Source organism: Isoptericola sp. NPDC058082 (assembly GCF_042885055.1).
Taxonomy (GTDB): Bacteria; Actinomycetota; Actinomycetes; order Actinomycetales; family Cellulomonadaceae; genus Isoptericola.
The window spans coordinates 140,920-161,500 of the sequence record NZ_JBHVSQ010000004.1; the positions used below are offsets into that span (position 1 = coordinate 140,920).

At 72.7% G+C, this 20,581-nt stretch carries 20 protein-coding genes and 3 tRNA genes; 11 read left to right on the top strand and 12 right to left on the bottom strand.

The genetic code is table 11. The features are described from left to right. Positions 1-6 precede the first annotated feature (6 nt). Both ACFVS0_RS07580 and ACFVS0_RS07585 read right to left on the bottom strand, forming a co-directional pair. Positions 7-582 (bottom strand): dihydrofolate reductase family protein, encoded by a 576-nt coding sequence (locus ACFVS0_RS07580; RefSeq protein WP_430563588.1) that lies wholly within the window; start codon positions 580-582, stop codon positions 7-9. A gap of 103 nt (positions 583-685) precedes the next feature. After that, a complete protein-coding gene (locus ACFVS0_RS07585; protein WP_430587599.1) occupies positions 686-1,513 on the bottom strand; it encodes an NAD(P)H-dependent oxidoreductase in 828 nt (275 codons plus the stop codon). Positions 1,514-1,666: 153 nt separating this feature from the next. Between ACFVS0_RS07585 and ACFVS0_RS07590 the strand changes: the two genes are divergently transcribed. Next, positions 1,667-2,638 (top strand): cupin domain-containing protein, encoded by a 972-nt coding sequence (locus ACFVS0_RS07590; RefSeq protein ID WP_430587600.1) that lies wholly within the window; start codon positions 1,667-1,669, stop codon positions 2,636-2,638. A gap of 324 nt (positions 2,639-2,962) precedes the next feature. Here the strand turns inward: ACFVS0_RS07590 and ACFVS0_RS07595 are convergent, their stop codons facing one another. Beyond that, the gene (locus ACFVS0_RS07595; RefSeq protein ID WP_430587601.1) at positions 2,963-3,739 is read right to left on the bottom strand and encodes a hypothetical protein; all 777 of its coding nucleotides are present in this window, start codon (positions 3,737-3,739) and stop codon (positions 2,963-2,965) included. 601 nt (positions 3,740-4,340) lie between these two features. Then, positions 4,341-4,424, bottom strand: a tRNA-Leu gene (locus tag ACFVS0_RS07600). 254 nt (positions 4,425-4,678) lie between these two features. Here ACFVS0_RS07600 and ACFVS0_RS07605 point away from each other — a divergent pair. The 8 genes from ACFVS0_RS07605 to ACFVS0_RS07640 are packed head-to-tail and all read left to right on the top strand — an operon-like array spanning position 4,679 to position 14,871. After that, positions 4,679-5,398: an FhaA domain-containing protein gene (locus ACFVS0_RS07605; protein WP_430549440.1), complete on the top strand. Its 720-nt coding sequence runs from the start codon at positions 4,679-4,681 to the stop codon at positions 5,396-5,398. 10 nt (positions 5,399-5,408) lie between these two features. Next, positions 5,409-5,906 (top strand): FHA domain-containing protein, encoded by a 498-nt coding sequence (locus ACFVS0_RS07610; RefSeq protein ID WP_430587602.1) that lies wholly within the window; start codon positions 5,409-5,411, stop codon positions 5,904-5,906. Positions 5,907-5,913: 7 nt separating this feature from the next. Then, positions 5,914-7,329, top strand: coding sequence for a Stp1/IreP family PP2C-type Ser/Thr phosphatase (locus ACFVS0_RS07615; protein ID WP_430587603.1), 1,416 nt, complete (start codon positions 5,914-5,916; stop codon positions 7,327-7,329). Continuing rightward, positions 7,326-8,900: an FtsW/RodA/SpoVE family cell cycle protein gene (locus ACFVS0_RS07620; RefSeq protein WP_430587604.1), complete on the top strand. Its 1,575-nt coding sequence runs from the start codon at positions 7,326-7,328 to the stop codon at positions 8,898-8,900. The genes ACFVS0_RS07615 and ACFVS0_RS07620 overlap by 4 nt, the downstream gene beginning before the upstream one ends. Next, on the top strand, positions 8,897-10,360 hold the full coding sequence (locus ACFVS0_RS07625) for a peptidoglycan D,D-transpeptidase FtsI family protein (RefSeq protein ID WP_430587605.1): 1,464 nt from the start codon (positions 8,897-8,899) through the stop codon (positions 10,358-10,360). The genes ACFVS0_RS07620 and ACFVS0_RS07625 overlap by 4 nt, the downstream gene beginning before the upstream one ends. Then, complete coding sequence (locus tag ACFVS0_RS07630; RefSeq protein WP_430587606.1) at positions 10,357-11,904, top strand: protein kinase; 1,548 nt, start codon at positions 10,357-10,359, stop codon at positions 11,902-11,904. The genes ACFVS0_RS07625 and ACFVS0_RS07630 overlap by 4 nt, the downstream gene beginning before the upstream one ends. Beyond that, entirely contained in the window at positions 11,905-13,923 is a 2,019-nt protein-coding gene (gene pknB, locus ACFVS0_RS07635) for a Stk1 family PASTA domain-containing Ser/Thr kinase (protein ID WP_430549434.1), read from the top strand. It begins immediately after the preceding gene. Positions 13,924-13,971: 48 nt separating this feature from the next. Then, positions 13,972-14,871: an aminoglycoside phosphotransferase family protein gene (locus tag ACFVS0_RS07640; protein WP_430587607.1), complete on the top strand. Its 900-nt coding sequence runs from the start codon at positions 13,972-13,974 to the stop codon at positions 14,869-14,871. Between the two features lie 32 nt (positions 14,872-14,903). Here ACFVS0_RS07640 and ACFVS0_RS07645 read toward each other — a convergent pair whose 3' ends face one another. Together ACFVS0_RS07645 and ACFVS0_RS07650 are read right to left on the bottom strand one after the other, a co-directional pair. Further along, positions 14,904-15,584 (bottom strand): aminodeoxychorismate/anthranilate synthase component II, encoded by a 681-nt coding sequence (locus tag ACFVS0_RS07645; protein WP_430549432.1) that lies wholly within the window; start codon positions 15,582-15,584, stop codon positions 14,904-14,906. 107 nt (positions 15,585-15,691) lie between these two features. Further along, complete coding sequence (locus tag ACFVS0_RS07650; protein ID WP_430587608.1) at positions 15,692-16,423, bottom strand: DUF881 domain-containing protein; 732 nt, start codon at positions 16,421-16,423, stop codon at positions 15,692-15,694. Positions 16,424-16,553: 130 nt separating this feature from the next. On the opposite strand from ACFVS0_RS07650, the gene ACFVS0_RS07655 reads away from it, so the two are divergent. Then, positions 16,554-16,814 carry a cell division protein CrgA gene (locus ACFVS0_RS07655; protein ID WP_430549430.1) on the top strand — a complete coding sequence of 87 codons (261 nt, stop codon included), beginning with the start codon at positions 16,554-16,556 and terminating at the stop codon, positions 16,812-16,814. A gap of 74 nt (positions 16,815-16,888) precedes the next feature. Here the strand turns inward: ACFVS0_RS07655 and ACFVS0_RS07660 are convergent, their stop codons facing one another. Both ACFVS0_RS07660 and ACFVS0_RS07665 read right to left on the bottom strand, forming a co-directional pair. Continuing rightward, complete coding sequence (locus ACFVS0_RS07660; protein ID WP_430587609.1) at positions 16,889-17,557, bottom strand: rhomboid family intramembrane serine protease; 669 nt, start codon at positions 17,555-17,557, stop codon at positions 16,889-16,891. Positions 17,558-17,920: 363 nt separating this feature from the next. Then, positions 17,921-18,460, bottom strand: coding sequence for a peptidylprolyl isomerase (locus ACFVS0_RS07665; RefSeq protein WP_430549428.1), 540 nt, complete (start codon positions 18,458-18,460; stop codon positions 17,921-17,923). A 105-nt stretch (positions 18,461-18,565) separates the two neighbouring features. Between ACFVS0_RS07665 and ACFVS0_RS07670 the strand changes: the two genes are divergently transcribed. Next, entirely contained in the window at positions 18,566-19,576 is a 1,011-nt protein-coding gene (locus ACFVS0_RS07670; protein WP_430587610.1) for a hypothetical protein, read from the top strand. An 84-nt stretch (positions 19,577-19,660) separates the two neighbouring features. On the opposite strand, the gene ACFVS0_RS07675 is transcribed toward ACFVS0_RS07670, so the two are convergent. From ACFVS0_RS07675 to ACFVS0_RS07690, 4 genes are all read right to left on the bottom strand, one after another. Continuing rightward, entirely contained in the window at positions 19,661-20,029 is a 369-nt protein-coding gene (locus ACFVS0_RS07675; protein ID WP_430549426.1) for a YciI family protein, read from the bottom strand. A gap of 142 nt (positions 20,030-20,171) precedes the next feature. After that, positions 20,172-20,247: transfer RNA gene (locus ACFVS0_RS07680), tRNA-Ala, on the bottom strand. 30 nt (positions 20,248-20,277) lie between these two features. Then, entirely contained in the window at positions 20,278-20,415 is a 138-nt protein-coding gene (locus ACFVS0_RS07685; protein WP_430587611.1) for a DLW-39 family protein, read from the bottom strand. 45 nt (positions 20,416-20,460) lie between these two features. After that, positions 20,461-20,534, bottom strand: a tRNA-Ile gene (locus tag ACFVS0_RS07690). Positions 20,535-20,581: the final 47 nt, after the last annotated feature.

Consider the following 20,581-nt stretch of genomic DNA (forward strand, 5'->3'; position numbering starts at 1 on the left):
ACGCCGTCAGCGCACGACGTCGTAGACGAGCTTGACCACGCCGTTCGCGTACGCGGCCGACTCCCGCAACGACAGGGCGCGGCGGTCCGCACCCTTCGTGCCGAAGATCGTCTTCCCCCCGGGGAGCAGGTACGGGAACACCAGCAGGTTGTAGCGGTCGACGAGGCCGGCCTCGCCCAGCCGCAGCGCGAGCTCCGCGCTGCCGTGGATGAAGATCGGGCCGCCGTCGGTCTGCTTGAGGGCGGCGACGTCCTGCGTGCCGCGCAGGATCGTCGTCGGACCCCAGCCGTCGACGAGGGCGTCGTCGTCGAGCGTCGACGACACGACGAACTTCGGGAGGTCCCGGTACGCCGCGTGGTCGTCGGAACCGGGCCAGACCGCCGAGAACGCCTCGTAGCTGCGACGACCGAACATCAGGGCCGTCGTCTCCTCGAGCTCCTCGCCCTTGAGCGCGTACGCCTCGGGGAGGAACTCGGTGTCGACCACCCACCCGCCCCCGGGGTGGCCCTCGGCCGTCCCGCCCGGAGAGTCGACCGAGCCGTCGAGGGTGATGAATCCGGTGTAGACGAGCTCTCGTGCCATGGTCCCGCTCCTGTCGTGTGGCCTTCACTGCTGTCACTCCGAGGTCGAACGGCCGCGGCCCGGATCGACATCGTCGCGCGAACCGCCTGCGACCGGTGCGGCGTCAGGCAGGCAGCCCGAGGCTCCCCGGCGCCTCGGCACGGTGGATGCCGAGGTCGGTGCGGCCGGGCAGCAGGTCCGGGTGCAGCGCCCGGAGGTCCGACGGGTAGTCGCCGTCGCGCAGGCGGCGGAACGGCCGGCCGCGCTCGGTGCCGATCCCCGCGAGCCGGGCACGCAGCCGCTGCGCCTCGCGCTCCGCCGCTGCGGCGTCCAGGGAGTCGGCGTCGTGCACGACGTGCAGGTCGAGGGCCTCGATCCCGACGTACCAGAGCGCGCCGTGGGTGAGCGGGAAGAGCAGGGAGTCGAGGTCGCCGCTGACACCCCGGGGTCCCAGCGTGCGCTCGTCCTCGCCGACGGTCACCACGATGAGCGCCTTGCGCCGCGTGAGCCCGCCGTCGCCGTACCGTCGCGGCAGCCCGAGCACCGGGTCGAGGCCGTTGTCGTAGGCGAAGCCCTCCGTGAAGGTGCGGTCCAGCCAACCCTTGAGGATCGCCGGCGGCCCGTACCACCACAGCGGGAACTGGAGCACGAGCAGCTCCGCGCGAGCGACCTTCTCGTGCTCCGCCCGCACGTCCGGGGCGGTCTGGCCGCGGGCGTAGGCCTCCCCGGCCAGCGTGGCCAGGTTGCCGGGCCGGTCCGCGAGCTCGCCCAGGTCCCGCGCGCCGAGCACGGGGTCGAAGCCCAGCTCGTAGAGGTCCGACGTCGCGACGTCGTGGTCCCGGGACAGCGCCTCGACGCCGGCGCGGAACAGGTGGCCGTTGAGGGAGCGGCTGCGCGGGTGCGCGAGGACCCACAGCGCGGAGCCGGGGGTGGGCGTCTGGTCGACGGGCATCGAGACCTCCAGGGGTGGGAGCGGATCGGAGCCTCGCCCGGTGCGTCGTGCGGGGCCGGGCTCCTCGGGTACGAGACGAGTCCACCCCTCGCCCGTGAGACGGAGAATGGTTGGAACGCTGGACCAGATACGTCGTCGTCTAACCTCGTGAGGGTGGACACCCTGACGGAAGTGCTCGACAGCCTCCGCGCCTCGGGCTCCCTCATCGGGCAGGACGTGCTCACCGCGCCGTGGTCGGTCTGCGTCGAGGCGGGCCCCACGATCACGCTCGTGGCGATGCTCCGGGGTGACGGGTGGGTCCTGCACGACGACGCCGACCCGGTCCACCTGGGCACCCGGGACCTCGCGGTGCTCACCGGGCAGGGCAGTGCCCTCCTGGCCAGCGACCGCGAGGGCGGCGGTCACCCCATCTGCGCCCTGACCGCGGAGGGCGTCCGCGACGACGCGTCCGGGCAGCTCCTCGAGCAGGAACGTCTCGGCCACGGTGAGGCGGGCGGCACGTCGCCCCTGGTGGCCGAGCACGCGCTGCTGGCCGGGTCGTTCCGCACCTCGGGCCGCATCGCCGAGCGCCTGGTCGGTGCGCTGCCGCCCGTGCTCGTGGTGCCCCGCGCGCAGCAGAGCGCCCGCACGCTGGACCTGCTCGAGAGCGAGCTCGATCGGCAGGAGCCCGGCCAGCAGGCCGTGCTCGACCGGCTCCTGGACATCCTGCTGATCGGGGCCCTGCGGGACTGGTTCGCCCTGCCCCAGGCCGCCGCCCCCGCCTGGTACGGGGCCGCGGGAGACCCGGTGGTCGGCCCGGCGCTCAGGGCTCTGCACGCCGACCCGTCGCGCGCGTGGACCGTCGAGGCGCTGGCGCGCCGGGCCCGCGTCTCGCGGGCGACCTTCGCCCGCCGCTTCACCGAGGCGATGGGGGAGCCACCCATCTCCTACCTCGCGGGCTGGAGGCTGTGCCTCGCGGCGGACCTCCTGCAGGAGCGCGACGACACCCTCGAGTCCATCGCCCGTCAGGTCGGCTACTCCAACGCCTACGCCCTCAGCGCTGCGTTCACCCGGGAGTACGGCGTGCGCCCGAGCCGGTACCGCTCCCAGGCCCGGCACGGCACCGAGCAGCCCGTGGCGTCGTGAGCCGGCCGGGTCGCACCGTCCCCAACGCAGCGAGGCCCGTCCATGGTGGCCTCCGGGCACACCCGGCTGCGACCCGCAGGCACACCGGCCTCTCCGCGACGGTTTCCTGGCTGGGGCGGACGCCGCTCTTCAGTAGCGAGGGTCAGCCAGGGCCCCGTTCGGCACTACTGGTCAGGGGCGTTGCTGGAGCCAGGCGATGGGGACGGCCGCGATCTGGGCGACGTCGCGCGGAGGGGCTGATCTCGGTGCGAGAAGGGCCTCCGGCCCGGCGACGTGGAAAGGGACGTCCCCGGGCCGGAGGCCCTTGCTGCGTGGTGCGACGCGTCAGACCTTCGGGGTCGCGGTGGTCGTGCCGCCCCCGTTGGTCGTGGTCGGAGCGATCGTGACGCGGTAGTTGTACTTGTGCGAGGCCGTGAACTTGTAGGTCTTCAGGCCGTACTTGTCCAGGGTGAGCGTCTTGCGCGTGTGCCAGCCGGTGGAGTTCTTGTACTGCACCTTCACCTTGGCGTACGAGTACGAGTGCCAGCCGGACGGGGTGTACCTCTTCAGGCCGATCTTGACGGTCTTGTGGCTGCCGCTCGAGGTCACCCGGACGACGTTGCCGTACTTGAGCTTGCCGTCGATCGAGGACTTCATCATGAAGGTGCCGCGGGAGTACGAGGCGTCCTTGAGCGTGACGTCCGGCGTGGTCGAGTTGTAGTCGGTGTCGACCACCACGCGCACGTTCTTCACCTTGAAGGTGCCGCGGCCCCAGGACGACTTCGCGGCGATGTAGGTGTCCAGGCTCTTGTAGTTCTGCGAGGCGACCGAGCCCAGGTCGAGGTTCTTCGCGACGCGGGTGCTGCCGCGGTAGACGTCGGCGGAGATGTCCGCCCACCAGTACTGGCCGTAGCCGCTGAGGTTGCCGAGCTTCACGCTCGTGTGGACGTCGTAGTACTTCGTCGCGGAGTTGGTCCCGGTGCTGCCGTTGGAGGGCGTGATCTTGATCGAGGTCACGTCGATCGCCGGGGCGGCGGCTGCGGTCGCGGGAGCGACGGCGGTGCCGAGCAAGAGCGAGGCCGCCGCCACCGTGGTGACCGCGAGCTTGGACAGGATGCGCATGGGGACCCTTTCGAGGGGAGAGATGAGCCGCGCGGATCCTATTCAGGTACCCGTGATATGTGCCCGCCGAAACCACCGCCCGGACCGCCCAGGACCTGCGGTAGCGGATACCGGCGAGCGGCCTCGCCGGCGGGGCGACAGGTCGCGCAGGCCCGGGATGCCGGGCCTCGCGGGGGCTGACCGGTCGGCCGTCGCCTCCCGGCCCGCCCTCCCGCGCGGCACGCGGCGGTCGTCCGAGGCCCGGAGATTTCACCCGCCCGGCCCACGCTCGGCCGCCTCCGCAGGTGCGCAGAGACCCCGGCCAGACAGACACCCGCTCCTCACCGATCCGTAGGCATGAGGCGTCGCCTCCTCCGTCCTCACGGGGAGGCCCTCGCCAGCGAGGATCGACGGTGGCCGGGGCGGTGTGGTGGCGGTCGTGGTTGCCGTCGGAGCTCGGCGGGTGTGACGGGTCCGCTTGACCAGCTCGAGACCAGGAGAGGGCTCGCGCCGTCGCCCAGATCCGGACTGCACCTCCCGGAACGCAAAAAGTCCCGGCCAGGAGAACCTGACCGGGACTTTCCGAAGGTGTTCCGGCCCTGAAGCCGAAACCCTCCTCACGTGCGCGAGGGGGGAGTTGAACCCCCACGCCCTCTCGGGCACACGGACCTGAACCGTGCGCGTCTGCCTATTCCGCCACTCGCGCGTGCCGCAGAAGATTAGCACGGCGCCGGGGGTGCTCCCCAATCCCCTGCTGAGGGGTCCGCGCACCCCGGGAACGGCCCGGACCCGCCGCTGACGGTGAGCGTGGCGGCCGTCACCGCGCCGTGACCTGCCGGTTCCGCTTCTGCGCCGAGCGTTCGCAGGAAATCCACACCGCGCGGAGGAGTGGTGCTGCGGCGCTGCCTACGATCTAGATAGTCTGCCCGCGGACGTGTCGGGCCAATGGGAGGAGGTGGCATGGGCGCCCTGGATCGCTTCGAGAAAGGCGTGGAGCGCGTGATGAACAACGCGTTCGCGAAGGTGGGTCGCAACAGCGAGATCAAGCCGGTCGAGCTGGCGAGCCGCCTGCGGCGCGAGATCGACGACCGCGCTGCCGTCGTCGGGCGCGACCGCACGGTCGTGCCGAACGAGTTCACGATCGAGCTGTCGTCCGCGGACTTCTCGCAGATCGACGCCTGGGGCGCGGAGACGATGGCCGACGAGCTGGCCACGAACCTCACCGAGTACGCCGCCTCGCAGCACTACGCCTTCGTGGGCCCGGTCAGCGTGTCGTTCGAGGAGCACGAGGACCTGCCGGGCGGCCGGTTCCAGCTCCGCTCCGCGACCGTGCGCGGCAACGTCGCCCCCGCCACGTCGGCGGCGCCGTCCACCCGCCACCCCCTTATCGACATCGACGGCCAGCGCTACCTGCTCACCGGCCCGGTGACGGTCATCGGCCGCGACGCCGAGGCCGACATCGTGGTCGACGACCCGGGGGTCTCGCGCCGCCACCTGGAGATCCGCGTAACACCGGAGGGTGTCGTCGCGACCGACCTCGGCTCCACGAACGGCCTGTTCGTCGAGGGCCACCAGGTGCCCGCCGCCACCCTGCTGGACGGCAACACCCTGACCATCGGCCGTACCCGCATCATGTTCTGGACCGGCAGCGCCTCGGGCCAGCAGACCGAAGGCTGGTGATCCCCCCAGGATGAGTGAGCTGACGATCACCCTGCTGCGGCTGGGCTACCTGGTGCTGCTCTGGGTGTTCGTACTCTCCGCGATCGCGGTGCTGCGCCGCGACCTGGCGCCGCGCGGCGCCCCGCGAGCCTCCAAGGCCGAGCGCCGTCGTGCCGAGTCCGCACCGGCCGCCGGTGCTCCCGCCGCCGCCGCCGCGCCCGCGCCCGCCCGGCGCTCCGGTCCCACGCGCCTGGTCGTGACGACCGGCCCGCTGACCGGCACCACCCTCCCGCTGTCCTCGGCGTCGATCCTCATCGGGCGGTCGCCGGGCTGCACCCTCGTGCTCGACGACGACTACTCGTCGTCACGGCACGCCCGCATCTTCCCGCAGGGTGACCAGTGGTACGTGGAGGACCTCGGGTCGACGAACGGCACCTTCATCGGGGACACCCAGGTGTCGGGACCGCAGCCGCTGGCGCCGGGAGTCGGCGTCCGGATCGGCCAGTCCGTCGTCGAGCTCCAGGGGTGACCGCTCCGTGACCCTCACCCTGCGCTACGCCGCGCGGTCCGACGTCGGGCTCGTGCGGTCCAACAACCAGGACTCCGCGTACGCCGGGCCGCACCTGCTGGCCGTCGCCGACGGCATGGGCGGGCACGCGGGCGGCGACGTCGCGTCGCGGCTCGCGATCGCCGCCCTCGCGCCGCTCGACCGCACGGAGCACGGCCCCGAGGAGGCGCTGACCGACCTCGAGCAGACCGTGGAGCGTGCCCGGCAGGACCTGGTCCGGGTCAGCGACGCCGACCCCGAGCTGGTCGGCATGGGCACCACCGTCACCGCCCTCCTGCACACCGGCACCACCCTGGTGATGGCGCACCTCGGCGACTCGCGCGCCTATCTGCTGCGCGAGGGCCGCCTGACGCAGGTCACGGTGGACCACACGTTCGTGCAGCACCTGGTGGACACCGGCCGCATCTCGCCCGAGGAGGCGGAGCACCACCCGCAGCGCAACGTCGTCATGCGGGTGCTGGGCGACTTCGACGTCGACCTCACGCCCGACATGTCGGTGCGCGAGGCGCGCGCCGGCGACCGGTGGCTGCTCTGCTCGGACGGGCTGTCCGGGTTCGTCTCGCCCGAGCAGATCACCGAGGTGCTCACCGAGACCTCGGCGCCCGACGAGGCGGCCGACCTGCTGATCACGCTGTCCATGACGGCGGGCAGCACCGACAACATCACCGTCGTCGTCGCCGACGTCGTGGAGGACGGCGACGCCCCCGCGACCGAGGACGCGGCGTCGGCCCCGGTCGAGGGCGCGACCGTGCCGCAGGTCGTGGGCGCGGCCGCGACGGGCGAGCTCCCCGCGGTCCTCCAGAACCCGGTCGAGGACCCGGCCGACGACCCCGTGCCCACCGAGCAGGACGCCGCCGACGACGACGCGGACGACCCCGAGGACGACGACGACGCCCGGCCCGCCCGCAAGCGCCGGCCCTGGATCACGGTGCTCGTGGTGCTCGTGGTGCTCGGCGGCCTCGGGTACGGCCTCTGGCGCGCGTACGGCTGGACGCAGCAGCAGTACTACGTCGGCGTCGCCGACGGCGAGGTCGCCGTCTTCCAGGGCATCCCGGCCAGCGCCGGCCCCCTCACCCTCTCCACCCCGGTGGAGCTCACCGGCACCCCGGTCTCCGACCTGCCGGACTACTGGGCGGATCGCCTCGACGGGTCCATCCGGGCGTCGTCCGAGGCCGAGGCTCGCGAGCGAGCGGACCGGCTCATCACCGAGGCCGCCCCCGAGCCGACCCCGTCCCCCACCCCCTCCGCGACCCCGTCGAGCACGCCGTCCCCCTCGAAGAGCACGGCGACCTCGAAGCCCTCGAAGCAGCCCTCCGACTCCGAGCAGGCGGCGGGCACGACCGACAGCGCAGACAGCAAGGCCGACGGGGGGTCGAAGGGGTGAGCGCCGCCGTCGAGACCCCCGCCGGGCGCACGGTCGAGCCCACCGAACGCCGTCCCGCACGCCTGGCCGAGCTGTTCCTGCTGATCCTCGCCCTGACCGCGGGCATCAGCGCGTTCGCGATGGTCGGCCGCAGCGTCACGGGCGAGCTGCCCGGCGACTTCTGGGCCGTCAGCCTGCTCCTGGTGGGCATCGCCGCGGCCGCGCACGTCGTGCTGCGCCTCCGCGCGCCGTGGGCCGACCAGGTGATCCTGCCCGCGGTCGTGCTGCTCAACGGGCTCGGCCTGGCCATGATCCTGCGGCTGGAGCTCGCGGGCACGAAGGGCGCCGACGCCTGGTCGCAGATGATGTACACCGCGCTCGGCGCGGTCATCGCGATCCTCCTCGTCTGGTTCCTGCGCGACCACCGCTGGATCCGCCGCCTCACCTACACGGCGATGCTGGTGGGCCTGGGGCTCGTCGTCCTGCCGCTGCTGCCCGTCATCGGGCGCGAGATCAACGGCGCCCGCATCTGGGTGAACATCGCCGGCTTCTCCCTGCAGCCCGCCGAGTTCGCGAAGATCGCGTTCGCGATCTTCTTCGCCGGCTACCTCGTGACCAACCGCGACACCCTGGCCCTGGCGGGCAAGAAGGTGCTCGGCCTGCAGCTGCCGCGCATCCGCGACCTCGGCCCGATCATCATCGTGTGGGCCGCGTCGCTGGCCGTCCTCGTCTTCGAGCGCGACCTGGGCACCTCGCTGCTGTTCTTCGGGCTGTTCGTCGCGATGCTGTACCTCGCCACCGAGCGGTTCAGCTGGGTGCTCATCGGCCTCGTGCTGTTCGCGGCGGGCGCGCTCGTCGCCGCGAGCGTGTTCCCGCACGTCGGCGCCCGCATGGACGTCTGGCTGCACCCGTTCGACAACGAGCTGTACAACGCGGTCGGCGGGTCGTACCAGATCGTGCAGGGCACGTTCGCGCTCGCCGCGGGTGGCCTGTTCGGCACCGGCTGGGGCGAGGGCTACCCGTACCTCGTGCCGTACGCCTTCTCCGACTTCATCTACTCCTCGCTGGGCGAGGAGCTCGGTCTCACCGGCCTGCTCGCCATCCTGCTGGCCTACCTGCTCATCGTGCAGCGCGGCCTGCGCACGGCGATCGCGGTGCGCGACGGCTTCGGCAAGCTGCTGGCCGGCGGCCTCGCGTTCGTCATGGCGCTGCAGCTCTTCGTCGTCGTCGGCGGCATCACGCGGATCATCCCGCTCACCGGCCTGACGCTGCCGTTCATGGCGCAGGGCGGGTCGTCGCTGCTCGCCAACTGGATCGTCATCGCGCTGCTGCTGCGGATCTCCGACAACGCCCGGCGCCCGTCGGCGCTGCCGATGCGCGGCACGGTCGCGCAGGGCGGCGCCATGCACGACCCCATCGTGGTCGGCGCGCACGACGGGACGACGCCCGGTGGCGGCGTCCCCGTCCGCCGGTCCGCCGCGGACGCGCCCTCGCGCGGGTCGACGCCGTCGCACCCCACCGAGGCGTTCGGCGGGCCGCTGGACCCCCGACGCGACGATCCCCGAGGCACGACTGGAGGTGAGCACCTGTGAACACGACCCTGCGCCGGCTCGCGAGCGTCGTCATGGTCATGTTCCTGGCGCTCATGGTGTCGACCACGTGGATCCAGTTCTTCCACGCCGACGAGCTCAACAGCGACACCCGCAACATCCGCTCGATCTACGCCGAGTACGGGCGCGCCCGCGGCCCGATCGTCGTCGGGGGCGAGGCGGTCGCGCTGTCCAAGCCCGTCGACGACGAGTTCGGCTACCAGCGCGGGTACACGAACGGCAAGCTCTACGCGCCGCTGACCGGCTTCTTCTCGCTGGCCAACGGCACGACGGCGATCGAGCACGCGGAGAACGACTACCTCAACGGGCAGGCCGACGCCCTGTGGGTGGACCGGCTGCAGAACCTGCTCACCGGTCGTGACCCGGAGGGGTCGTCGGTGGAGCTCACCATCGACCCGAAGGCGCAAAAGGCCGCCTGGGACGCGCTCGGCGACCAGCAGGGCGCCGTCGTCGCGCTCGACCCGAAGACCGGCGCCGTCCTCGCGATGGTGTCCAAGCCCTCCTTCGACCCGAACGACCTGGCGTCGCACTCCACCAAGGAGGCAGGCCAGGCGTACACCGACCTGCTCAACGACGACGACGACCCGCTGGTCAACCGCGCCACGGCGTGGAACCCGCCCCCGGGCTCGACGTTCAAGCTCGTCACGACGGCCGCCGCGCTCGAGAGCGGCGACTACACGCCCGACACCGTGATCGACGCCCCGTCCACCTACACCCTGACCGGCACGAGCACCCAGGTCGGGAACTTCGCGGGCACCTCCTGCGCCTCCTCGGGGGAGATGACGCTGGCCGACGCGCTGCGGATCTCCTGCAACACGGCCTTCCTGGGTCTCGGTGGCGAGCTCGGCGCCGACGCGATGAACGAGCAGGCCGAGAAGTTCGGGTTCGGCAGCAGGTACGAGGTCCCGTTCTCGACCGCCGCGAGCCAGTACGACCCCGACCCGGACGAGATGAACTCCGCGCAGGTGGAGCTGTCCGGAATCGGCCAGGGCAGCGTGGCCGCCACGCCGATGCAGGTCGCCATGGTCTCCGCCGCGATCGCGAACGGCGGCGAGGTCATGCAGCCCTACTCGGTCGACACGGTCCGCGACCCGCAGCTCGAGGTGGTCCGCCAGACGTCGCCCACCAGCCTCGGCCGTGCCGTCTCGGACAAGACCGCGAGCCAGCTCACCGACATGATGAAGAGCGTCGTCGAGTCCGGGTCGGGCACCACCGCCCAGATCCCGGGCGTCCAGGTGGCCGGCAAGACCGGCACCGCCCAGCACGGCGACAACTCCCAGCCGCCGCACGTGTGGTTCACCGGGTTCGCGCCGGCCGACGACCCGCAGGTCGCCGTGGCCGTCGTCGTCAAGAACGGCGGGAAGCTCGGCGGCCAGGCCACCGGCGGCTCGGTGTCCGCGCCGATCGCGAAGGCCGTCATGGAAGCGGTGCTGAACGGATGAGGCCGTCCACGGGGCTCGCGCTCGGCGAGCGTTACCGCCTCACGCGCCGGATCGCCATCGGCGGCATGGGCGAGGTCTGGGTGGCCGACGACGGCTACCTGGGCCGCGAGGTCGCCGTGAAGGTGCTCCGCGAGGAGTACACGGGCAACGAGGACTTCCTGCGCCGCCTGCGCACTGAGGCGCGCAACAGCGCCGCCCTGTCGCACCCGAACATCGCCCAGATGTACGACTACGGCGAGCAGGACGGCGCCGGCTTCCTCGTCATGGAGCTGGTGCTGGGCGAGCCGCTGGCCGACCTGCTGGAGCGCGAGCCCGTCGTCGCGCCCCGCAAGCTGCTGCCGATCCTCGCCGCCACGGCGCGGGGCCTGCACCACGCGCACCTGGCCAAGGTGGTGCACCGCGACGTCAAGCCCGGCAACATCCTGCTGGAGCACGGCGGCAGCGTGAAGATCACCGACTTCGGCGTCTCGCTCGCCGCGAACCAGGCCCCCATGACGGCCACCGGCATGGTCATGGGCACGGCGCAGTACCTGTCGCCCGAGCAGGCGGTGGGGCAGCCCGCGACGGCGGCGTCCGACCTGTACGCGCTCGGCGTCGTCGCGTACGAGGCGACGGCGGGCAAGCGCCCGTTCACGGGCTCGACGCCGGTCGACATCGCCGTGGCGCACGTCAACGCCCCGGTCCCGCCCCTGCCCACGCACGTGCACCCGGGTCTCGCGGACGTCATCGGGCGCATGCTCGAGAAGGACCCGTCGCGCCGACCCGAGTCGGCCGCCGCGCTCGCGGGGGAGCTCGAGTCGCTCGCCCGCGAGATCGCGGAGGACCCGCTGGGCGCCCGGTCCCGGTCCGCGCGGCGCGCCGCCGCCGCCCGCCAGGGCGCCCGACCCGCCCGCGCCGTCCCCGCGCACGCCGCCCCCACGACGCCGCGACCCGCCGGCCCGGCCGGCCCCTCAGGTCCCGCCGGCACCGCCGGACCGAACGCTCCCGCCGGCCCCGCCACGCCGCCGTCGGCCGCGCTGCCGGTCGCGTGGTCGTCGGTCACGCCGTCCGACGACGAGCGCACGACGGCCTCCGGGCCGGCGCCCCACGGCGACGAGCCGGCCCCGCCGACGCCCGTCGACGACCTCGCCGCCGGCCGCGCCTACCCGCTGCGCCGCGACGTGCGCGCCGGCGCCCACGACGCCCGCCGTCCCCCGGTGCGCAAGACCGCCCCGACCGGCACCCGGAGCCGTTCGGCGTCCCGCGCCGCGCCCGAGTCGAAGCCGGAGCGCCGGACGTCCACGTCGACGGGCCAGCGCTTCGGCCCCCTCGGGCGCCTCTCCTGGCCGCTGCTCGCGCTGCTCGGCCTCCTCGTCGTCCTGCTGCTCGCCACCATCGTGCAGGCCATGGCGGCCGACGCCGGGGGCCAGGCGGCGGCCCTCCTGGTGGGACCGGCCCTCGCGGTCTCCCGCCCCTCCCGCACGGTTGCCCCTCCCTCCTCTGGGATGATGCTCCGAGACACGCCGCGCGCCCCGCGCGCGGCCATGACCGAGAAGGACTTCTGAGTGGTGGACAACACGCCCCGGGTACTCGCCGGCCGCTACGAGGTCGGTGAGCTCATCGGCCGCGGCGGCATGGCCGAGGTGCACATCGGGCACGACACGCGCCTGGGTCGCACCGTCGCGATCAAGGTGCTGCGGTCCGACCTCGCCCGCGACCCGTCCTTCCTGGCACGGTTCCGTCGCGAGGCCCAGTCGGCCGCCGCGCTGAACCACCCCGCCATCGTCGCCGTGTACGACACCGGTGAGGACACGCACACGGACACGCAGGGCGCGTCCGTGCACGTCCCGTTCATCGTCATGGAGTACGTCGAGGGCCACACGGTCCGCGACATCCTCCAGGACGGCGCGGCGGTGCCGATCGAGGAGGCCGTCGAGATCACGGCGGGCATCCTCAGCGCGCTCGAGTACTCGCACCAGGCCGGCATCGTGCACCGCGACATCAAGCCCGCCAACGTGATGATCACGCCGACGGGCGCGGTCAAGGTGATGGACTTCGGCATCGCCCGAGCGATGGCGGACTCCGCCGCGACCATGACGCAGACGCACGCCGTCATCGGCACGGCCCAGTACCTGTCGCCCGAGCAGGCCCGCGGCGAGACGGTGGACGCCCGCAGCGACCTGTACTCCACCGGGTGCGTGCTGTTCGAGCTGCTCACCGGGCGTCCGCCGTTCATGGGCGACTCCCCGGTCGCCGTGGCGTACCAGCACGTCGGGCAGGCGCCGCAGCGACCCAGCGAGCTCGCCTCGGACGTGCCCGAGGTGCTCGACCGCATCGTGCTCAAGGCGCTCACGAAGGACCGCGACGCCCGATACTCGACGGCGGCGGAGTTCCGCGCGGACCTCGAGACCGCGCTGCGCGGGGGCGACGTCACCGCGCCGCTCATCGGCGCGGCCATGGCCGGCGCCGCGGCGACGCAGGTCATGGGCCAGCCCCAGGGCACGCAGGTGATGGACCCGGCGAGCACGTCGCAGTGGGGCACCACCGGTGTCCAGGGCGCGAACGGCGAGCCCGACGACGAGAAGAAGAGCCGCAAGGGGCTCATGTGGACGCTCATCGCGATCGGCGCCGTCGCGCTGGCCGCGATCATCACGTTCCTCGTCATGAACGGCGCCGAGGCCAAGACCACCGTGCCCGAGCTCAAGTCCAACGTCACGCCCGCCGAGGCGGAGCGGGAGATCACGGCCGCGGGGCTCGAGTACGAGCAGGCCGTGGACACCGAGTCCACGGAGCCGGAGAACACCTTCCTGGGGCAGAACCCGGCGGGCGGCGCCGAGGTGGACCGCGGGACCATCGTCACCGTGACGTTCTCCGCCGGCCCGGACACCGTCGCCGTGCCGAAGCTCTCCGGCCTCACGCAGGACGAGGCCGAGGCAGAGCTCGAGAAGCTGAACCTCACGCTCGGCGAGGTCTCGCAGGAGAACAGCAAGGGCGTCGAGAAGGACCACGTCGTCAAGTCCGACCCGGCCGAGGGTCAGGCGGTCAGCGAAGGATCGGCCGTCGACATCGTCGTCTCCACCGGTCAGGTCGACCTGCCGAACCTGGTGGGCATGACCGAGGGCAAGGCCAAGGAGACGATCACCAACCTCGGGCTCAACTCGGAGACCAGCACCGAGGAGAGCGACGAGAAGGCCGGCACCGTGATCCGCCAGAGCCCGCAGTCCGGTTCGGTCCCGCAGGGCAGCGGGGTCTCGATCGTCATCGCCAAGGAGAAGGCCCCGGAGATGACGACGGTGCCGAACGTCGTCGGGCAGACTGCTGCGGACGCCCAGGCCGCCATCAGCGGCGCGAGCCTGAACCCGCAGATCACCTTCGAGCCCTCGGACGACGTGCCGAACGGCACGGTGATCTCCCAGGACCCGGAGGGCGGGGAGGCCGAGGTCGGCTCGAACGTCGCCGTCGTGGTGTCCAGCGGCCCGGAGGCGGAGGAGACGCCCACGGGTGAGCCGTCCGGCGACCCCACGGACGACGAGACCGACGACGCCGGCGGGCTGCCGGGTCTCGACCTCGGCGGCGACAGCTAGGGCCGGTCGAGCTCCCCAGCCGCATCGGATCCACTAAGGTCGCTCAGCATGACCGAGGTCGACATCACCGCCGGCCTCGTCCGCGACCTGCTGCGGGACCAGCACCCGGACCTGGCGGAGCTGCCCCTCCGCGAGGTGGAGGGCGGCTGGGGCAACCAGATGTGGCGGCTCGGGGACGAGCTCGCCGTGCGCATCCAGCGGATGGATACCGTCCCCGATCACCAGCTCAAGGAGCGCCGGTGGCTGCCGCTGCTCGCCCCGCGTCTGCCGTTGCCCATCCCCGTCCCGGTGCGCAGTGGTGCGCCCTCCGAGCGGTTCCCCAAGGTGTGGACGGTCATGACCTGGGTGCCGGGCACGCCGCTGGACCACGCCTCGATCACCCGCGGCGAGCACGCGGCCGACACCCTGGCGGCGTTCCTCCGGGCGCTGCATGTGGCAGCGCCCGCCGACGCACCGACGGAGGGCGGGCGCGGCGCGCATCCCCACGACTGGTCGGACGGCTTCGACCACTTCTTCGACTCCGTCGACGCCGACGCGATCGGCTCCGACGCCGCCGACGTCCGGGCGGTCTGGGACGACGCGGTCTCGGCCGCGGCCTGGGCGGGTCCGCCGGTGTGGGTGCACGGCGACCTGCACCCCGCGAACGTGGTCGTCGCGGACGGGACGCTGGCCGGCGTCGTCGACTTCGGTGACCTGTCCGCCGGCGACCCGGCGTCCGACCTGGCGGCCGCCTGGGTCCTGCTGCCGAAGGGCGCGGCCGCACGCTTCTTCGCCGCCTACGGGGAGGCGGACGACGCGACGGTCCGGCGCGCCCGCGGGCTGGCCGCGCTGAAGAGTCTCTTCCTGATGCTGATGGGTCAGAACGGGGACCGCGGCCTTCCCGGCGGCAAGCCGGCATGGGGTCCAGCCGGACGGGCGGCTCTCGACCGGGTCCTGGCGAGCGTCTGACCCGGCTTCCCGACGAGCCGCTCGGGACGACGTCAGCCCTGGTGCACCAGCGGTGCCATGCCGGCGGACCGCTCGACCGCGCCGTCGTCGCCGCACACGGCGAGCCAGTTGGCGAGCAGCCGGTGCCCGCCCTCGGTGAGCACGGACTCGGGGTGGAACTGCACACCGTGCAGCGGCAGCTCGCGGTGCTGGAGACCCATGACGACGCCGCTCGCCGTCGCGCCCGTCACCTCGAGCTCGGCGGGCACGGTCTCCGGGAGCACGGCGAGGGAGTGGTAGCGCGTGGCCGTGAACGGCGACGCGAGGCCGTCGAGCACGCCCTCGCCGTCGTGCTCGACGAGGCTGGTCTTGCCGTGCATGAGCTCCGGCGCGTGCGCGACCGTGGCGCCGTACACCTCCGCGAGGGCCTGGTGGCCCAGGCACACGCCGAGCATCGGCGTGCGGGAGCGGGCGCAGGCGCGGATGACGTCCTCCGACGAGCCGGCCTCCTTCGGGGTGCCGGGGCCGGGGGAGACGAGCACGCCGTCGAAGGGCGCGCCGTCCGCGTCGTGGAAGACGCCGTCGGCGTCGGGCTCGGGCACCGCGTCGTTGCGCACCACGACGGTGCGGGCCCCGAGCTGGTCGAGGTAGCCGACGATCGTGTAGACGAACGAGTCGTAGTTGTCGACCACGAGGATGCGCGGGCCGGCGGGGGTGGGAGCGGGGGTGGTCATGGCTGTCTCGCTTCGGGGAGGTGGTCAGGCGGGCTGCGGGGCGGGACGGCGGCCACGCCATCGCCGGCCCGGCCCCGGCACCGCGGCGCCCACGACGGTCGTGGCGCTCACGAGAACACGTCCGTGCCGGCGGGGACCGTCGCGTACTTCATCTCGGAGCTGCCGGTGTACGCGGGGAGCTGGAGCGTGCCCGCCTCCTTGACCGACCAGCCGAGGGCGACCCAGTCGACGTACTGCTGATAGATCGCGACGCCCGGGTCCGCGTCGAGCGAGTGCCGCAGCTCCTGGGGGTCGCCCACCGCCTCGATCACGTACGGAGGGGAGAAGACCTTGCCGTGCAGCAGCAGGATGTTGCCGGAGCAGCGGAACGCCGACGTCGCGGTGACGCGCTCGCCCTGCAGCGTCATCGCCTCGGCGCCGCCCGCCCACAGCGCGTTGATCACGTGCTGCACGTCCTGCTGGTGCACGACCAGGTCGTCCGGCCGCACCCCGGCGATCGACTGGCTGGACGCGGGCGCATCGTCGAGCGCCACCCGCAGCCCGGGCCCCGAGACGGCCGCGGCGCCGGTGACGACCGACTCGTCGGCCACGAGGTCGGCGCTCCGCGTGGGCAGGTCCGTGCCGGTCTGCTTGCCGAGGTCGTCGATCTCGGCCTCGAGCTCGTTCATGCGGTCGGTGAGGCCTGCCACCCGGTCGGACTCCGTGGTGACGAGCTCGGCGAGGTCCTGCGGGTCGCGACCGTCCTTGGTGTCAGCGAGCTGCGCGCTGGCGGTGAACAGGAGCCCGGACGCGGCGAGGACGCACGCGACGGTCGCGCTCTGGCGCAGTCGGCGGTTCATCGGCACCCCTGTCAGTCCCCTGCTGTCCTTCTCGAGCCTGCTGACGACTACGCTAGTCGACAGAATCGCCGACGGTGGCGGGCATCCGGCCCGCGGCCGCCACCCACCCGTCCGGACAGGAGACCTCCCCGTGCCCGAGTCGAAGTCCCGCAAGAAGAAGAGCACGCCCGACGAGCAGCCGGTCACGCCGAAGGCGAAGCCGCAGGGCAACCCCCGCTGGCTGGTGCCGACGATGCTCACGCTCATGCTGCTGGGCCTCGCGTGGATCGTCCTGTACTACCTCACGGCACAGGGCCTGGGGCTCCCGATCCCGGCGCTCGGCGCCTGGAACCTCGCCGTCGGGTTCGTGCTGATCATCGCGGGTTTCGGGCTCACCACGCGCTGGCGCTGACGCCAGGACTTCCACCCGTGTAGTTCGTTCCACACCTGTGGGCAACCCTGTGGACGACGGGTCGGGCCGTGCGGTCAGAGCCAGCCGACGGAGGCGTACTTCCACAGGGTCGCGGCCACGAGGACGACGGCCACCCCCAGCGGCAGCAGCCATCCCACGAGCGCCTGCCACTCGCGGGGCGCGAAGGCGAAACCTGCGCCCATCGCCAGTCCGACCGCCAGGCCGCCCAGGTGCGCCTGCCACGCGATCCCGCCGACGAAGAACGGGATCGCCATGTTGATGGCGATGAGCACGAGGATCTGCGCGGCGCTGCGCCCGGTGCGGCGCAGGACCGGGATGATCGCGCCGAACAGCCCGAAGACGGCCCCGGAGGCCCCGACGACGGCGGTGTTCCACCCGCCGTCGATCGTCGGCGTCGCGAGCAGCAGGTAGCCCACCGAACCGCCGATCGCCGACAGCACGTACAGCGCGACGAAGCGTCCGCGCCCGAACGCCTGCTCGAGGAACGGGCCGGTGAGCCACAGGGCGTACATGTTGAACAGGATGTGCAGGATGCTGGTGGAGTGCAGGAACGCCGCGGTGAGGAAGCGCCACGGCTGGTCCAGCCCCACGGACGGGGCGAACGCCCACCGTTGCGTCCACTCACCGCCCGTGACGAGCTGCAGCACCCAGCTCACCACGCACAGCGCGACGATCGTCAGCGTGACGACCGGCCGCCCGCCCCGCACCGTGCCCCCGAACATCGTGCGTGCGCTCGGGACCGCGCGCGACGCCTCCTTGACGCAGTCGACGCACTGGATCCCGACGGCGGCGGGCCGCTGGCACTCGGGGCACGTCGGCCGCCCGCAGCGCTGGCAGCGCACGTAGGAGACGCGGTCCGGGTGCCGCGGGCACACCGGCGGCGCGTCGGCGGGCTGTCCGAACTGCGGGGCTGGCGGTGTCGAGATGAGTCGGCCCTCCGTGAGGCGATGGAAAGGTCGGGGTCGGGAACCTCGTCGCAGTTCCATCTTTCCCGAAGTGGAGCGCCCCTTGGGCGCGTGAACGGGACTGCGACGAGGTTCCCGACCCCGACCGTGACCGGGTGACCCGGTATCGGTCTGTGTCGGTCAGTCCTCGATGGTGACGCTGTTGATGACGATGTCCTGGACGGGGCGGTCGCCCGGGCGGGTGGGGGTGTCACCGATCGCGTCGACGACGGCGCGGGAACCGTCGTCCACGACCTTGCCGAAGATGGTGTGCTTGCCGTTCAGCCACGGGGTGTCGCCCGTCGTGATGAAGAACTGCGAGCCGTTGGTGCCCTCGACGGCGCCCGTGACGGGGTTGCGGCGCTTGCCGGCGTTCGCCATCGCGAGGATGTACTTGCCGTCGAACTGGAGCTCGGGGTGGATCTCGTCGTCGAAGGTGTAGCCGGGGCCGCCGGTGCCGGTGCCCAGCGGGTCCCCGCCCTGGATCATGAAGTTGTCGATGACGCGGTGGAAGATCACGCCGTCGTACAGGGGGTCGTTGCGCTCGGCGCCCGTGGCCGGGTCCGTCCACGTCGTGGTGCCCTTGGCCAGCCCGACGAAGTTCGCGACGGTCTTGGGCGCGTGGTTCGGCAGCAGCTCGATGCGGATGTCACCGGCGGTGGTGTGGAGGGTTGCGAACATGCCCTCATCCTCTCACCCTCCCTCTCACCATCCGTCTCCACGACCCGCACGGCGCGGCCCGCGCGTACCGCTGCAGGCCAGGGCGCCAGGTGGCACAGTGGGTCCATGGTGCGAAAGAACGTGGGCGACAGCGTCAAGGACACTGCCAAGGACCAGGCCGAGAAGCTCTCCGCCAAGGTGAGCTCGACGATCAACGACATCGACACCGAGAAGCTCAAGGGCTCCGCGACCGAGGCGGCCGCCGTCCTGGTCGACGTCGGCGCCCGTGCTGCGGGCGGGGCGAAGGACGCCGCGAACCAGGCCAAGGACTGGGCCGAGCCGCGGGTCGACTCGTTCCTCGAGTGGCTCGTGCCCCGCGCCGAGAAGGCGTGGCGCGAGAGCGTGCTCGCGGCGGCGCCGCGGGTCGAGAAGGCCGCCGACAAGGCGGGCCCGCTCGTGGACACCGCGCACGACAAGATCGTGGACGACTACCTGCCGCGGGTCGTCACCGCCTTCAACGAGGCGGCGACGCGCGCCGGGGCCGCCGCGGGTGCGGCCGGCGTCCTGGCGGCGGACGCCGCGCGCGACGCCGCGGAGAAGGCCGGACGCGCGGGCAAGAAGGCCGCGAAGAAGGCGGCCAAGGAGGCCACCAAGGCCCAGGCCGCCGCCGAGAAGGCGGCGCAGAAGGCCGCCAAGGAGGCCGAGAAGTCCGGCAAGGGTAAGGGGCTCTTCTGGTTCCTCGCGCTCGCCGGGGCCGCCGTGGCCGGCTATGCCTTCTGGCGCCGCGCCCAGCCGCAGAACGACCCGTGGGCCGAGCCCTGGGAGCAGCAGTCGGGCCCGGACTACGACGGCGCGGCCCGCGACGCGCGGCACGCCGTCGCCGACGCGGCGGAGGCGGTCGGCGAGGCCGCGGGGCACGCCGTCGCGAAGGGCCGCGAGGCCGCCGAGCGCGCCTCGGAGAAGGCCGCCGAGCTCGGCGAGGAGGTCACCGAGGCTGTGGACAAGGCCAAGGACAAGGCGACCGACGCCGCCAAGAAGGCCACGAACCGCACGCGCTCGGCCGCCCGCAAGACCGAGGACGCCGCCGAGGACGCGGCGGACGCCGCGAAGGACGCGGGGGAGGGCGACAAGGCCTGATCCGACCGCCGTCCGGGACGGCACCGCACCGCTCGCCGCAGGGCCCCGTCCACAGGACGGGGCCCTGCGGCTCTCGGTCGGTCGTCAGCCGGACGGCACGTCCTGGAACGCCCGGACCTCGACCCGACCGCCGAGCGCCTCGGCCGCCAGGGTGCCCCATGCGATGGCCGCGGCGTCGTCCGCCGCCTCGATCACCCAGAGCCCGCCGAGGTACTCGGGAGCCTCGACGAACGGTCCCGGGGCGACGGTCGCCGTCTCACCCGACCCGTCGATCGTCGTGGCCGTGCTCGGCGGGTGCAGTCCTCCGGCGAACCGCAGCGCGTCCGCGGCCTCCAGCGACTCGTTGAAGGCGCCCACCGCCGCGAGCGTCGCCTCCAGCTCGTCCGGGTCCATCGTCGCCATCGTGGGTTCGGTCTCGGAGTCGTGCGGCACGGACAGCAGGTACAGCGTCATCGTGACCCCCTCGTCGTGACGGCCGGCCGGTCGGCGGGCCCACCCACCACCATGCGGGACCGGGGGCGGGGGCTCAACACCTCGGGCACGCCGGCACGGAACGACGAGACCCCGCACGCCGGCAGGCGTACGGGGTCTTCGGTGGTGGAGCCAAGGGGACTCGAACCCCTAACCCCCTGCTTGCAAAGCAGGTGCGCTACCAATTGCGCCATGGCCCCTGGCGGCCTCGTCAGACGGGCCGGGCGTGCTCAGTCGATGGTGTCGGTGACCTCGGACCACAGGTCCCGGTCGGCCGAGTCCTCGTTGAGACGGCGCCAGACCAGGTAACCCGCGCCCAGCGCGAGCAGGAGGACGAACAGCTTCTTCATCTTCTGCCTCCTCGTCACGACCGTCGTCGTGCGTCTCGGGCCCGGGCCTGAGGTGGCCTGGAGTGGGGCTAGGAGGACTTGAACCTCCGACCTCTTCCTTATCAGGGAAGCGCTCTAACCGTCTGAGCTATAGCCCCGAGCGCGCCCCCGCGAGGGAGCGCGTGCAGCACGGAACATTACCGTA